The sequence below is a fragment of the Desulfovibrio porci genome, from assembly GCF_009696265.1.
Lineage (GTDB): Bacteria > Desulfobacterota > Desulfovibrionia > Desulfovibrionales > Desulfovibrionaceae > Desulfovibrio > Desulfovibrio porci.
Window position 1 is genome coordinate 179,367 of the sequence record NZ_VUMH01000005.1, and the last position, 14,205, is coordinate 193,571.

Genomic DNA, 14,205 nt, shown 5'->3' on the forward strand with positions numbered 1-14,205 from the left:
CTCTCCGGCCACTGGCCGGGGAGGTTTTTTGCGTCCGCCGCTGCCCGGCAAACGCCGCCGGACGTTCCGCATGTTCCCCTCTGGACAGGTTATTTTTTGGAATTATATCCTCTCTGATAGAGTCGCCCTGGCGGCAGCCGCGCTGCCGCCGTCGGAAAAGCGGAACACCCGCTTACCCGGCTCCGCAAGGCGGTTCGTTTTTCGCCGGAAAAGCCGCCTGACGGCAGCCCGATCCGGTTATACATATATGAGTTTCCGCCCGCCATGCCGCACATGGGACGGACGGAAAAAGGAGCAGCCATGAAATTCCGCACGATTAAAGACGCGGTTACCGGCCATTCCACCATTGACGGCGCCGGAGTGCATCTGGTCCGCGTTCTGGGTTCCCCCACAGTAAAAAACTTTGATCCTTTTCTGATGCTGGACGCTTTTGATTCCCGCAATCCGGCCGACTACATCAAGGGTTTTCCCATGCACCCGCACCGGGGCATTGAGACGTTCACCTATCTGATGCAGGGTGAAATCGACCATATGGACAGTCTGGGCAATGCTGGTAAAATCAAGGACGGCTGTTGCCAGTGGATGACCGCCGGCAGCGGCATTCTGCACCAGGAAATGCCGCAGGCCAGCGACAGGATTCTGGGGCTGCAACTCTGGATCAATCTGCCCCGTAAAAACAAGATGGTGGAACCCAAATACCGCGATATCACCGTGGACATGGTGCCCAGGGTGGAAGAAGACGCGGCCGCTGTGGCTGTGGTGACCGGACGGTACAAGGATGTGGAAGGGGCCGTCAGAGGCGATTACGTGGATGTGCGTTTTCTGGACGTAACCCTCAAGCCGGGGCACACTTGGACAGTGGAAACCAAGCCCTCGCACACGGTCTTTGCCTATCTGGTGGAAGGCAGTTGCGCCCTGACGGAAAACAACGACATGCTTTCGGCCAAGCACGCCTACCTCTTTACCGAAGGCGACGCCGTGGCCCTGACCGGCGGACCGCAGGGCGCGCGTCTGGTGCTGGTGTCCGGCGAACCCCTGCACGAAGCCGTGGCCTGGGGCGGTCCCATCGTCATGAACAGTGAGGAAGAACTGCGTGAAGCCTTCCAGGAGCTGGAAGACGACACCTTTATCAAACACGCCAACAAAGCCCCGGTGGGGATGGACGCCTAAACAACTGCTCCCGACGCAAGGAAAACAGGCCGACGCAAGGATGACAGAGCATCCTTGCGTCGGCCTTCTGTTACGCAATGTTCGGCGTCAATGCGGGCGGCCTTAAAGCGCGGCCAGCAGGCGGCGCACCAGTTCCAGGTCGGCGGGATAATTGATGTTGAAAAACGGCAGGGCTTCCGTCTGGCTGTAGAAAATACGCTCCTGCCGTTCCTGGGGAATGATGCGGCTGAGCTTGCGCTCGCCGTGGGCCAGAGCCGCGTCGAACAGGGGCAGCGCCGCCACTTCGTACACAGCCGTGAGCGCCTCGATAAAGCCCGTCTCGCGCTGGCAGAAGGTCGTCAGCAGGCGACCGGCGGGCGCTGTTTCGCGCGCGGTCAGCAAACGGCGCAACGTGGCCTCGTCCATAAAGGGCAGATCGCAGGACAGGGCCAGCACGGCGGCAAAACCCCGCTCCGCTGCCGCGCGCAGAGCCGCGTGCACTCCGCTGAACGGCCCCAGGCCTTCCACCTGGTCAAAAATGCAGTCATATCCCGGACGCGGCCGGTCCGGGCGGCAGGCTACCCAGCAGCGGGGCAGGAGCGCGGTCAACAGATTGTGCGTGCGGCGCAGCAAATCAGGATGTTCCTGGCCGTGCACGCGCAAGAGGGCCTTTTCCTGCCCCAAGCGCGAGGAAAGGCCGCCCGCCAGCACCACGCCGGCCACATCGTTTCCGGGCGTTTGCCCATCGCGTTCCGGATTCATGCCGTCACCCGTCCCAGCTCATCGCAGAATACGGTCAGGCGCTCCTCGGCGGGGCGGCAGAAACCCACCAGGCTTACGCCTTGCGCCCTGGCCGCCGTCAGGGCCGCGCTGGTCACCGCGCCACGGCTGGCCAGCAACGTGAAGCCCGCCCGCCGGGCCTTGGCGTACAGGCTGCCGGTGATCCTGGCGGAGATGAACAGCGCGTGCGCGGCGGGCTCACGGCCCTGCCGGGCGCAAAATCCGGCCAGCCGGTCCAGACAGTTGTGGCGGCCGATGTCTTCGGCCACTCGCAGCAGCCCGTGCTCCGGGTGGAAGAGGGCCGCGCGGTGGAAAGAGCCCGTGCCGTCCCAGAGTCCCGGCGCGGCGAAAAATTCCGCCATCCGCGCCAGCAGCGCGGCGGCGCTCAAGCGTGGCGCGGTAGAGGCCGCATCCGGTCTGTGCGGCCTGGACAGACCGCAACCCGGCTCGTTCTCTCCGGCAAAGCTTACCCGCAGGCAGTGCCGACCCGCGGGCGCGTCCAGGCGCTCCACCCGCCCCGTCCACAACGGCACGGGCGCATCGCCGGGCTCATCTCCCGCCCGTGGTGCGCAATCCAGCAACACGTGTCCCAGCGCCAGATCTTCCAGATCATGCGGCCAGGCCCAGAGGCTGCTGCTTCCCCCGGCATGGAGCACGCGCACGGCCTCCTCGCGGGCGGCCACTTCGGGCAGATCCTCCCAGCGGCCGCGCCGGAAACGCCGAGCGGACAGATGCAAAGGAGCCGGGCCGGGCGAAAATCCGTCTTGCGCCGCATCCATCAGAAGCCCCAGGCCGACGGCGTCGGACGGCTGTAGCCTTCCTGGCGGGCCAGCATGTCCAGCGGCAGAGAGGCCAGGTCATTCAGGGCGGCGGGCAAGGCCTCGGCCTGTTCGCGCAGGTCGGCCAGCTTGATATAGCAGCGGCAGGTCTTGCAGACGCGCACCTCAAAAAAAGGGAGGCTGTCGATGGTGAACATCCGCAACCGCTCTTCCCCGCGCTCCAGACAGAAGGGGCATTGCAGCCGGGCCGCCCTGTAACTTGCGCCGCAGAACGAACACGTGTGCCAACGCTGCCCTTCCCTGCCGCGCAATTCGCCCATGAAGGGCGGACGGCCGCAGTGCGGGCAATGCCCGTGCTCCCAGACACGCTGCTCATCGTGCCCGGCGGACAGGGTCTCGGTCACGGCGGCCAGTTGCGGGGTCAGCGCCGCCTGGGCCAAAAAATGGATCAGAGCCGGAGCCTGAGGCAGGCGCGCGGCCCAGCCGGTGAAAAAGGCTTCGTCCTCATGGGTGAAAGCCGCGTATGCCCTGGCGGGCAGTTCCTCATCCGTCGCCACTTCCCGGCGCAAGGCCGACACGGCTTCCGCCGGGTTGCCCCCGGCCGACGCCAGCAGGTCACAAAGTTGACCCCAGAGCGGCCGGGCCAGGTCGGGATCATACGGAAAGTCAGCGGATGCGAGCAAGGGCGCGCCCTGCGCGTGCGCCTCCGGCGCGGCGGGGCAAAGGCCGCTCGTATCCGGACGGCTCAGACTCTGGAAAGCCGCCCGTTGCAGACGCAGAGTTCCCCCCACGATATCCAGCAATGTCCCGGGCAGCCAGGCCAGAGCGGCAAGGCGTTCCAGACGGCGGGCAAGGGTGGCGTCGGCAAGGGAAAAAAGCGTGCTCATATCTGTTTCCATGGGCGCTCGGCGCCAGGTTAATGTTTCAGGCTGTCCCCGTTCGGGGTGATACGCTATACGACAGAAGCCGGAACCGCGCAACCGCCGGGGAAATTTCAGGCGCAGCTTTACACATTTGAAAACCCCGGCCCCGGATGCCGTCGAAATACAGCTGAAAGTTACAAAAAAACGGCGTGCAAAAGCAATCATGAATATTTTTTCACTATATTGACATGGAAGCATGGCCCGGATACGGTTAATCTAAACGCAGCGGAGAAGCTGGAAGCAGCCGTTCGGATGCCGGAATGAAAAAGTTCGGAACGGCGACAGGCATACGGCAGTAGCGTAAAGAATTTGTGGAGAAGCTTTTTATTATGTTCTTTAAAGCATAATAAAAGAAAGAATAGCCGGTATCTGATTCCCTTATCAAGGAGAAGAGCATATGCAATTTTCGCGCAGAGGCTTTATAAAGCTTGGCGCGGGCGCCACCGCCGCTCTGGCTTTCAGCGGTCTGGGCGTCAGCCTGACTCCTGTGACCGCGGCGGCGCAGGACGCCAAGCTGAAATGGACCAAACAGACCACCTCGGTCTGTTGCTATTGCGCCGTTGGTTGCGGCCTGCTGGTCAGCACCAGCGCCGAAGGCCATCCCGACGGTCCGGGCAAGGCCATCAACGTGGAAGGCAATCCCGACCATCCCATCAATGATGGCAGCCTGTGCGCCAAGGGCGCGTCCACCTTCCAGTTGGCCTCCAACAAGGACCGCCCCAAAAAACCGCTGTACCGCGCTCCCGGCGCCACGGAATGGAAAGAAGTGGAATGGAGCTGGGCTCTGCCGGAGATCGCCAAGCGCGTCAAGGCCACCCGCGACGCCACTTTTACGGAGAAAAACGCGGCCGGTCAGGTGGTCAACCGTACCGAGGCCATCGCCTCACTGGGTTCCGCCGCTCTGGACAATGAGGAATGCTGGGCCTTGCAGGCCATGCAGCGCGCTTTGGGCCTGGTGTATATCGAGCACCAGGCGCGTCTCTGACACAGCTCCACTGTTAAGGCTCTGGCAGAGTCTTTCGGACGCGGCGCGATGACCAATCACTGGAACGATCTGGCCAATAGTGATTGTGTGTTGATCATGGGCAGCAATGCCGCTGAAAACCATCCCATTTCCTTTAAATGGGTGTTGCGCGCCAAAGACAGGGGCGCCACGCTCATCCATGTGGACCCGCGCTTTACGCGCACTTCGGGCCAGTGCCACCACCATGTGGGCCTGCGCCCCGGCTCGGACATCGCCTTTCTGGGCGGGATGATCAAGTATATCCTCGACAACAAGCTTTATTTCGAGGAATACGTGCGTGACTACACCAACGCCCCTCTGGTGGTGAACAAGAACTACGGCTTCAAAAACGGCCTGTTTGCGGGTTTTGACGCCGACAAAGGCGCGTACGACAAAAAAGCCTGGGCCTTTGAGCTGGACGACAAAGGCGTGCCCGTGCGCGACACCAGCTTCAAGAATCCGCGTTGCGTGCTCAACCTGCTGCGCGAGCATTACAAACGCTACACTGTCGCCGCCGTGGCCAAGGCCACGGGCACCCCGGCCGAGGATCTGGAAACCGTCTACAAGGCCTTTGCCGCCACCGGCAGGCCCGACAAGGCAGGCACCATCCTTTACGCCATGGGCTGGACCCAGCACACTTACGGCGTGCAGAACATCCGCACCATGTCCATGGTCCAGCTGCTGCTGGGCAACATCGGCGTGTCCGGCGGCGGCGTCAACGCCCTGCGTGGCGAATCCAACGTGCAGGGTTCCACGGACCACGGCCTGCTCTCCTCCAGTTTCCCCGGTTATCTGCCCGGACCCACCAGCGCCCAGGCCGGACTGGCGGACTACAACGCCGCCACGCCCAAGTCCGCCGACCCCATGAGCGTGAACTGGTGGCAGAACCGGCCCAAGTACATGGCCAGTCTGATCAAATCCTTCTTCCCGGCGCTTTCGCCCGAAGAGGGCTACGCCCTGCTGCCGCGCGTGGACGCGGGCAAGTCCCTGCTGGACTACTACTGGCAGTCCATCTTTCATAAGATGGGCGAGGGCGAGGTCAAAGGCCTGTTCGCCTGGGGCATGAATCCGGCCTGCTCCGGACCCAACTCCAACAAACACCGCCAGGCCATGACCAAACTGGACTGGCTGGTCAACGTCAACCTTTTCGACAATGAGACCGGCTCGTTCTGGCGCGGTCCCGGCATGGACCCGAGCCAGATCAAGACCGAGGTCTTTCTGCTGCCCTGTGCCGTCTCCATTGAGAAGGAAGGCTCGGTAAGCAATTCCGGCCGCTGGATCCAGTGGCGCTACGCCGGACCCAAACCCTGGGGCGAAACCAAGCCCGACGGCGACATCATGCTGGAACTCATGGAAGAGATCCGCAAGCTTTACCAACAGGGCGGCGTCTTCCCCGAGCCTGTGCTGCAACTGGACATCGACGGCTGGAAGGAAGGTCATGCCTTCAGCCCGGCCAAAGTGGCCAAAATCATGAACGGCTACTTCACCCGCGACGTGAAGATCGGCGACAAGGAATACAAGGCCGGGGAACAGGTGCCCAACTTCGTGGTGCTTCAGGCCGACGGTTCCACCGCCAGCGGCAACTGGCTGCATTCCGGCGCGTGGACCCAGAAGGGCAATATGATGGCCCGGCAGGAGCACAGCCAGACGGAGGCCCAGGCCCGCATCGGCCTGTTCCCCAACTGGTCCTTCGCCTGGCCCGCCAACCGCCGCATCATCTACAACCGCGCCTCGGTGGACAAAAACGGCCGCCCCTGGAATCCGGACAAGGCGGTCATCGCCTGGGACGGCAAGGCCTGGGTGGGCGACATCGTGGACGGCGGCGGCGGTCCGGGAGCCAAGCATCCCTTCATCATGCAAAAGGACGGCTTCGGCGCCATTTACGGGCCGGGCTGCGCCGACGGGCCTTTCCCCGAATACTACGAACCGGCGGAATCCCCCTTCGACGGGCACGACTTCTCGTCGCAGGCGCGCAGCCCGGTCTATTACAAGGCTCCGGGCGAGCAGCTTGCCGTGAATGACGCCCGCTACCCCTATATCGGCACCACCTACCGGGTGACCGAACACTGGCAGACCGGCCTGATGACCCGTCGCGTGCCCTGGCTCACCGAGGCCGAACCGCAGAACTTCGCGGAGATGGACCCGGTGCTGGCCAAGGCCAAGGGCATCAAGAACGGCGACAAGGTCGTGCTGAGCAGCCGGCGCGGGCGGATTGAATGCGTGGCCATGGTTACGCCGCGCCTGAAGCCGTATACCGCCAACGGCAAGACCGTGCACGTCATCGGCACGTCCTGGCATTTCGGCTGGCTGGTTCCGGAAGACGGCGGCGACGCCGCCAACCTGCTCACCGCCATGGTGGGCGACCCGAACACGGGCATTCCGGAAAGCAAGGCCTTTATGGTCAACATTGAAAAGAAGGCGGGCTAGTCATGGGCAAGATGTTCTTTGTGGATTTGACGCGCTGCACAGCCTGTCGCGGTTGTCAGATCGCCTGCAAGCAATGGAAAAACCTGCCCGCTGAAAAAACCCGCAACAGCGGCTCCCACCAGAATCCGCCGGACCTCTCGGCTCAGACCATCAGGCTGGTGCGTTTCAAGGAGACGGCGGACAAGGACGGCAAGGTGGGCTGGAACTTCTTTCCCGAGCAGTGCCGCCACTGCCTGACGCCCGTGTGTGTGGACGTGGCGGATATGGCCGTGCCCGGCGCAATGCTGCGGGACGAGGAAACCGGAGCGGTGCTGGCCACGGAAAAGACAGCCACGCTCAGCCCCGAGGACGTGAAAGCCGTCTCCGAGGCCTGTCCCTATAATATTCCGCGCCATGACGCCGCCTCGGGACGCATCGTCAAGTGCGACATGTGCATTGATCGTGTCAGGGAGGGCCTCGCGCCCGCCTGTGTGACCTCCTGCCCTACAGGTTGCATGAACTTCGGCGACGAGGAGGAAATCCGCGAACTGGCCCGAAAACGGCTGGAAGAAGTCCAAAAGGACTGCCCCGGCGCCGTCCTCGGCGATACGGACCTCGTGCGCGTGATTTACCTCTTCAAGGACGCCCCTGCCGAATATTACGATTATGCCGTGGCCGACGCCTCGCGGACCATGCTGGCCCGCGCCGGGCAAACGCGGCCCGCCCGGAACGTCTCCCGCCGGGATTTGTTCCAGCGCGTGCTGCGCGGCTAGAACGGCAATCAGCTGAATGAAAAAGACGCCCTCGCTGCACGGCAACGGGGGCGTCTTCAAATGTTAAGGATGCGCGCTCGTAATATTGATCAGCTCCAAGGATCGGTTCAGCGCGGGTAGCTCAGCGGGTCCGGCCCCATGCGGCCCCGGCAGTCCGGCAGCTCAATCCCGTCCAGAACCGCCACCTGTTCCGGCGTGAGCCGGAAATCGAAGACCGCGGCATTTTCCCTGACCCGTTCGGCATGAACCGATTTGGGAATGGGCAGCAAGCCCTTTTCCAGATGCCAGCGCAGCAGAATCTGGGCCGGAGTTTTGCCGAGGTCGGCGGCCAGCCCGCGCACGGCGGGATTCTCCATCTCCCGGCCCCGGCCCAGCGGACTCCAGGAAACGACCTGAATGCCGCACCGGGCGCAAAAACGGCAGAGCGCCGCCTGGCTGAACAGCGGATGGACCTCAATCTGATTTATCGCGGGCCAGAAGCCGAAAACGTCGCGCAGTTCGCTGAGCTGCTCCTCCAGAAAATTGGAGACGCCCAGCACGCGGATTTTGCCCTCTTCCTTCCGGCGCAGCAATTGTTCAAACGCGCGCAACCGCCGCGCGCTGTCCAGGCCCGGCCAATGCAGCAGATAACCGTCCAGATAGTCCAGGCCCAGCAGTTTGAGGCTCCGGTCCAGAGCGCGCACCGGCTCGTCAAAATCCGTGGGCCATATCTTGGAAAGCACGAACAGCGTTTCACGCGCAAGCCCGCTGTGCCGCAGGGCCTCGCCCACAGTGTCTTCATTGTGGTAGTAGGCGGCCGTATCGATATAGCGGTAACCGCAGGCCACGGCCTCACGCACGGCTAGCGCCAGCTCCGGCCCCGAGGCCTTGTAGCAGCCGAAGCCGAAACCGGGCATATCCGCACCGTCATTCAGCCGCACTGTGGCGGAAATACTTTCGACCATATAAACTCCCACCGCGCCGTCCTGTCCCGCCGCGCGGGCTGTGTCGCTTGGCGGCGCGACGCCGCCGGGGACATCGACTGCGGAACATACGTCTTCAACATACCGAGGCCGGGGGCGTCCGGCAAGTCCCGGAGGGCGGCATCCCAGGGCAGACGCATCGGCATTGCCTTGACAGCGCCCATTTCGGGTTTTATGAAATTGAGCCTGCCATTATCCTAACCATGGAATACCGCCATGTCCGTACAATTTGACGCGCCGGATCACGATGTCCGTCCGGCCTCTTTTTCGGCAATTCTGACCGTTCTGGCTGTGCTGGCCGGATTTTTTTTCATCCTGCCCTCCCTGCCGGTTCAGGCCGCGCCTAACGCGCAGGGCCGCCCCGCCGAGCTGCGCGTGCTGGCGACCACTTTTCCCGTCTACCTGTTCACCCGCAACGTGACCCAGAGCCGACCCTATGTGCGGGTGGACCTGCTGGTCCCGGCCCAGAGCGGCTGCCCCCACGACTTTGCGCCCAGCCCCCACGACCTGCAAAAACTGGCTCAGGCTCAGGTGTTGGTGATGAATGGTCTGGGGCTGGAAAATTTCCTGACCGCATCTCTAAAAAAAATCAACGCCCAAGTCACGATTATCGACAGCAGCGCGGGCATCGCCCCCTTGCCTCTGCCGCAGGGTATGCTGCCGTCCTCGCACGCCGGCCACGGCCACGGGGCCGTCAATCCGCATCTCTTCGCCGGTCCGCAACAGGCCGCGGCCATGGTCTACAATATTGCCAAGGGGCTGGCCCGGGTTGACCCGGAAGGAGCCGCCGCCTACCGCGCCGCCGCCGAGGCCTATGCCGCGCGCCTGCTTTCCGTGGGCCGCCGCCTCGCCGCCGTGGGGGCGGGCGCGCCCCGCAAGGGCATTGTCCTGCAACATGACGCTCTGGCCTATCTGGCGCATGACGCGGGCCTGGATGTCGTGGACGTGATTCAGGAAAGCGAAGACGTCCAGCCCTCGGCGGCCCGGATCATGGCGCTGGTCCGGCGCGTCCGCGAGGAAAAGCCCGTACTCATCGTCAGCGAACCGCAGTATTCGGACAAGCCCGCCCTGACCCTCGCGCGCGAAACCGGCGTGCCCGCGGCGAGTCTCGATCCTGTGGCCTCGGGCCCGGCGGACGCTCCCCTGAGTTATTATGAAGCGGTCATGGCCGCCAACTGCCAAATCCTTGAGCGTTATTTTGACCAGCGCTGAAGACGCCGCCCCGGCCATTGTCTTCGAGCGCTTGAGCGTGCGCCGGGGCCGCAATGAAATCCTTGAGGATATCAGCGCCGCAGTGCCGCGCGGCGGCAGCACTGTGCTGGTGGGACCCAACGGCGCGGGCAAAACCACCTTGCTGCTCTGTCTCATCGGCGAAGTCCCTTATACCGGGCGCATTCTGGCCGAAGGCCGCGACGGCGCGCCCTGGCCGCGCCTGGGCTATGTACCCCAGCAATTGCAGATGGACGGCGGCCTGCCGCTGCTGGTCAGCGAATTTCTGTCGCTGGAACGCCAGCGCCGTCCGCTCTGGCTGGGCCTGAAAGCCGGGGCGCGTGCCCGGGCGCGCCGACTGCTGGATCTGGTGCGGGCCGGGCACCTGGAAAACCGCCGCATGGGCGATCTTTCCGGCGGCGAGCTGCGGCGGGTGCTGCTGGCTGCGGCGCTGGGACATGAACCGGAACTGCTGGTGCTGGACGAGCCGGAAGCGGGCGTGGACTTTCAGGGCGAACGCCTGTTCTGGGAAGTGCTGGACACGGCCCGGCGCGAATACGGCTTTACCCAGCTCATGGTCAGCCACAATCTGCCTCTGGCGGCGCACTACGCCACGCACGTGATCTGTCTGAACAAATCCGTGCGCGCCGAAGGGCCGCCGCGAACCACCCTGACCGCCGCCACCCTGCTGGATCTCTTCGGCGTGCCCATCCATCTCTATCCTGACCAGTGCGGCGGCGCGGACCCGGCCTGCCCCCAATGCGGAGCATGGTTCGGCCCGGATCATCCGCCGTCGGATCATCCGCCCGCTCAAATCCCCGGCCGCCAGCCGGAGGGCCTGAAGCCCCTGCCCTGCCAGGGCTGCGCGTTGCACATGCCCGCCGCCCTGCCGGAGAACATCGTCCGGGGAAAGAGCCATGGTTGATTTTTCCCCGCTCTACGCGCTTATCGGCCTGCTGCCACTGGACTGCCTCCAGCCGCGCTTCATGCAGCAGGCGCTGCTGGGGCTGTTGCTGCTCACGCCCATGGCCGCCGTGCTGGGCGTGCAGGTCATCAACTTCCGCATGGCCTTTTTTTCCGACGCCATCGGGCACTCGGCCTTTGCCGGGGTGGCGCTGGGCCTGATCCTGTCCGTGAATCCCCGGCTTTCCATGCCGCTTTTCGGCGTCCTGGTGGGGCTGGCGGTCATGGCCGTGCGCCGCAAAAGCAATCTTTCGGCGGATACGGCCATCGGCATCGTCTTTTCGGCGGTAGTGGCCTTCGGTCTGGCCGTGGTCAGCCGCGCCGGCGGCGTGGCCAGGGACATGCAGCAATTCCTTTACGGCGACATCCTGACCATCAGCGAAGGCGAAATCGCCTTCCTGGCCCTGCTTTTTCCGGCCATACTGCTCTTTCAGGCCGTGGGTTACAACCGTCTGCTGGCCATCGCCCTCAATCCGGTCATGGCCCGCGTGCACGGGGTACGCGTGGCCCTCTGGCAATACGTCTTCGCGGGCCTGCTGGCCCTGGTAGTCATGTTTTCGGTCTGGGCCGTGGGCGTGCTGCTGGTCACGGCCATGCTTATCGTACCGGCGGCCACCGCTCGTAATCTGGCCCGCACAGCCGGCGGCATGTTCTGGTGGGCGCTGCTGGCGGGCGTCAGCTCCGGCTTCGCCGGACTCACCCTCTCCGCCCAGGATTGGCTGGCTACTGCTGGCGGGGCCACCATCATTCTGGTTTCCTGCTGCTGGTTCGCGGCAAGCTGCGCATGGACCGCACTGCGCGGACACCGGCGGGCCTGACCATCCCCAACGCCATGTCTCCCTGGCCTGTCGTCCGTATCGCCGCCGCCCAAGGGCCGCGCCAGGCCGTGGCTCCTCTGGTCGTTTCGGCCAGCCGGGCCACGGACATCCCGGCTTTTCACGTCCGCTGGCTTCTGGAGCGGCTGCGCGCCGGGTATTGCCTCTGGCGCAACCCGTTCAACGCTGGGCAGGAACAATATATCTCCTTCGCACGCTGCAAGTGCCTGATCTTCTGGAGCAAAAATCCTCTGCCGCTGTTGCCGCGCCTGCCGGAAATCGACGATCTCGGCTTCAAGTATTACTTTCAGTTTACGCTCAACAATTATGAGCCGGAAAGACTGGAGCCTGGCCTGCCGCCGCTGGAACAACGCCTGGAAACCTTCTGCCGCCTCTCGGAACAGCTGGGGCGCGAGCGGGTGATCTGGCGCTGGGACCCGCTGCTTCTGGCCGCGGCTCTGCCGACGGAAGCCCTGCTGGAACGGCTGGACGCCGTGGGCCGTCGGCTCAGCCCGTTGACGGACAAGCTGGTCATCAGTTTTCTGGATATCTACGAGAAAATCAGAGGCCGTCTGGCCGCCCACGCCGCCGCGCCGCGCGCGCCTCTGGAAACGGAGACGTCGGCGCTGGCCCAGGGGCTGGCCCGCTGTAACGCCGCCTGGCCGCATCCTTTGCGGCTGGGCACCTGCGCCGAGGCCGCGGACCTTTCGGCCTGGGGCATCGCGCACAATGCCTGCGCCGACCCGGCCCTGATCAGCCGCCTCTGCCCGGAGGATGCCGACGTCCAGCGCCTCTGCGGCCTGGACCCGGCACAGGCGCGGCTCTTGCCCGCGGCCCCGCGCAAGGCCGCCAAAGATCCCAGCCGCCGCAAGCACTGCCAATGCCTGCCCGCCAAAGACATCGGCGCGTACAGCACCTGCCCCCACGCCTGCGTCTATTGCTACGCCAACCAATCCCAAAACGTGGTCCGGGCCCGCCTGCGGGCGCGAAAACCGGGTACGGAAAGCCTGATCTGAAATGTTCTCAGGCCGTGCCGGGCGACGGCAGGCCTTCACGCTTCAGGCGGCGCATGACGGCGTAATAGGCGATGCCCAGCGGCAACGCGGCGCCGATCCAGGCCAGGGGATTGGCCAAACAGACTCCGTTGAAGCCCCACCAGACGGCCAGCACCACGGCGGCCAGCGCGCGCATGAGCAGCTCCATAACCCCGGCCAGGGTAGGCACCAGGCTTTGCCCGAGTCCTTGCAGGGTGTTGCGGTAGATGAAGAGCAGGGCCAGCACCCAGTACATGCAGCCGCTGATTTTCAGATAGGTCTGACCCATGTCGATGACCGGTTCCTGGCCCTCGCCCACAAAAAGCGCGATGAGATGGTGCCCGCCCGTGATGTTGACCACGGCGATGGCGATACTGAAGCCCACGGACATGAAGCAGCACTGGCGCACGCCCTGCCGGATGCGCTCCAGATTGCGCGCGCCGTAGTTCTGCCCGGTATAGGTCGCCATGGCCAGGCCGAAGGACATCATGGGCAGTACGGCCACCATGTCGATTTTCTGCGCGGCGGTATAGGCGGCCACGGCCAGCGGTCCCAGGCCGTTCAGGGCCGCCTGGAGGATGATCGCGCCCACGGCGATGACCGACATCTGGAAACCCATGGGCAGACCGATACGCACGGGCTTCCAGATATCCTTGAAGCCGAGCTTCCAGTCCTTGGCGTGCGGCCGCAGCAGAGGCTGCCGTTTAAGAATGTAGCCCACGCAGAGCAGGCCCGAAACCACCTGCGCCAGCACCGTGGCCCAGGCCGCGCCGGACACGCCCATCCTGAAGTAAAGGATGAAGGTAAAGTCCAGAGCAATATTCAGCAAACAGGCGATAACCAGGAAAAACAGCGGGGTCTTGCTGTCGCCCAGCGCCATGATCATGTTGGAGAGCAGGTTGAAAAGCACGGCCGCGCCTATGCCCCCGGAGATGACCGTGATGTAGCTGAGGGCGTCCTCCATGATTTCGGACGGCGTGAGCATGAGCACAAGAACCGTGCGCGAGAGCAACACCCCGGCCACGGTCAGAATCCCCGCCGCCACGGCGCTGAGCAGGATACCGGCGCAAAAGCTGCGCCGCACGCCCACCTTGTTGCGCGCGCCGAAACACTGGGCCGTGACGATGGAAAAACCCGATGTCATACCCATGACAAAGCCGATGACCAGAAAAAGCAGGCTGCCGGTGCTGCCCACACCCGCCAGAGCCGTAACACCGATGGTCCTCCCCACGATCAGGGCATCGGCCATGTTATAGATCTGCTGAAAAAAATTGCCGATGAAGAGGGGCAATGCAAAGAAAAAGATCAACTTTGCCGGGCTGCCCTGGGTCAGATTTTTAGCCATATGTCCGTCACACTGGGTACGTTCGACATGGGAGCGGCCGAATGACGCGCCCGAATGGAGGGGA

Annotated in this window: 12 protein-coding genes; 7 read left to right on the forward strand and 5 right to left on the reverse strand. The window is 63.9% G+C overall.

The features are described from left to right. Positions 1-300: 300 nt before the first annotated feature. Complete coding sequence (locus FYJ44_RS06895) at positions 301-1,170, forward strand: pirin family protein (RefSeq protein ID WP_154510559.1); 870 nt, start codon at positions 301-303, stop codon at positions 1,168-1,170. 102 nt (positions 1,171-1,272) lie between these two features. Here FYJ44_RS06895 and mobA read toward each other — a convergent pair whose 3' ends face one another. From mobA to FYJ44_RS06910, 3 genes are read right to left on the reverse strand one after another with little or no spacing between them, the layout of a single operon-like run. Then, positions 1,273-1,911, reverse strand: coding sequence for a molybdenum cofactor guanylyltransferase (gene mobA, locus FYJ44_RS06900; RefSeq protein WP_154510561.1), 639 nt, complete (start codon positions 1,909-1,911; stop codon positions 1,273-1,275). Then, on the reverse strand, positions 1,908-2,708 hold the full coding sequence (locus tag FYJ44_RS06905) for a formate dehydrogenase accessory sulfurtransferase FdhD (RefSeq protein WP_154510563.1): 801 nt from the start codon (positions 2,706-2,708) through the stop codon (positions 1,908-1,910). The genes mobA and FYJ44_RS06905 overlap by 4 nt, the downstream gene beginning before the upstream one ends. Beyond that, positions 2,708-3,595: a formate dehydrogenase accessory protein FdhE gene (locus FYJ44_RS06910; protein ID WP_154510565.1), complete on the reverse strand. Its 888-nt coding sequence runs from the start codon at positions 3,593-3,595 to the stop codon at positions 2,708-2,710. Before FYJ44_RS06910 ends, FYJ44_RS06905 begins: the two co-directional genes overlap by 1 nt. Positions 3,596-4,028: 433 nt before the next feature. On the opposite strand from FYJ44_RS06910, the gene fdnG reads away from it, so the two are divergent. Further along, complete coding sequence (gene fdnG, locus FYJ44_RS06915) at positions 4,029-7,061, forward strand: formate dehydrogenase-N subunit alpha (RefSeq protein WP_154510567.1); 3,033 nt, start codon at positions 4,029-4,031, stop codon at positions 7,059-7,061. 2 nt (positions 7,062-7,063) lie between these two features. Next, entirely contained in the window at positions 7,064-7,813 is a 750-nt protein-coding gene (locus FYJ44_RS06920) for a 4Fe-4S dicluster domain-containing protein (RefSeq protein WP_154510569.1), read from the forward strand. Positions 7,814-7,920: 107 nt separating this feature from the next. Here the strand turns inward: FYJ44_RS06920 and FYJ44_RS06925 are convergent, their stop codons facing one another. Further along, positions 7,921-8,757: an aldo/keto reductase gene (locus FYJ44_RS06925; protein ID WP_154510571.1), complete on the reverse strand. Its 837-nt coding sequence runs from the start codon at positions 8,755-8,757 to the stop codon at positions 7,921-7,923. Positions 8,758-8,991: 234 nt separating this feature from the next. On the opposite strand from FYJ44_RS06925, the gene FYJ44_RS06930 reads away from it, so the two are divergent. Genes FYJ44_RS06930 through FYJ44_RS06945 form a run of 4 tightly spaced genes read left to right on the forward strand, consistent with a single transcriptional unit; the run spans position 8,992 to position 12,778 of the window. Beyond that, on the forward strand, positions 8,992-9,987 hold the full coding sequence (locus FYJ44_RS06930) for a metal ABC transporter substrate-binding protein (protein ID WP_154510573.1): 996 nt from the start codon (positions 8,992-8,994) through the stop codon (positions 9,985-9,987). Next, complete coding sequence (locus FYJ44_RS06935) at positions 9,974-10,909, forward strand: metal ABC transporter ATP-binding protein (RefSeq protein ID WP_154510575.1); 936 nt, start codon at positions 9,974-9,976, stop codon at positions 10,907-10,909. The genes FYJ44_RS06930 and FYJ44_RS06935 overlap by 14 nt, the downstream gene beginning before the upstream one ends. Continuing rightward, the gene (locus FYJ44_RS06940; RefSeq protein ID WP_154510577.1) at positions 10,902-11,765 is read left to right on the forward strand and encodes a metal ABC transporter permease; all 864 of its coding nucleotides are present in this window, start codon (positions 10,902-10,904) and stop codon (positions 11,763-11,765) included. The genes FYJ44_RS06935 and FYJ44_RS06940 overlap by 8 nt, the downstream gene beginning before the upstream one ends. Further along, complete coding sequence (locus FYJ44_RS06945; RefSeq protein ID WP_229772571.1) at positions 11,732-12,778, forward strand: DUF1848 domain-containing protein; 1,047 nt, start codon at positions 11,732-11,734, stop codon at positions 12,776-12,778. Before FYJ44_RS06940 ends, FYJ44_RS06945 begins: the two co-directional genes overlap by 34 nt. A 7-nt stretch (positions 12,779-12,785) precedes the next feature. Here the strand turns inward: FYJ44_RS06945 and FYJ44_RS06950 are convergent, their stop codons facing one another. Further along, a complete protein-coding gene (locus tag FYJ44_RS06950) occupies positions 12,786-14,141 on the reverse strand; it encodes an MATE family efflux transporter (RefSeq protein ID WP_154510579.1) in 1,356 nt (451 codons plus the stop codon). Positions 14,142-14,205: the final 64 nt, after the last annotated feature.